The following is a 225-nucleotide window of genomic DNA, read 5'->3' as shown; positions in this document are numbered from 1 at the left end:
CACCGAAGTCATTTCGCGTAGCGAAATCGACGCCGTCATCGGTCATATTTTCGGCAAAATTATCGCCGATATCCAAGTGGTTATTCAAACCGCCGTTATTGTTTAAACCGTCATTATTGTCTAAATCGGCATTGTTTTTTGCGCCATTGTTGTTATTGTCGTATACGCAGGATACAGAGGCGTTATCGGTTTATACCTCAAGGGCTATCGAGGGGAGTGCGCCGT

General features: G+C 45.3%; 1 protein-coding gene. It reads left to right on the top strand.

Annotated elements, in window-relative coordinates:
- Positions 1-225 (top strand): hypothetical protein (locus tag GQ596_RS11050; protein WP_160401767.1); only part of this gene is annotated, 225 nt, incomplete at both ends.

It is taken from the genome of Gilliamella sp. Pra-s60 (assembly GCF_009795755.1).
Taxonomy (GTDB): Bacteria; Pseudomonadota; Gammaproteobacteria; order Enterobacterales; family Orbaceae; genus Gilliamella.
This window is presented reverse-complemented; position numbering and strand designations above follow the sequence as displayed.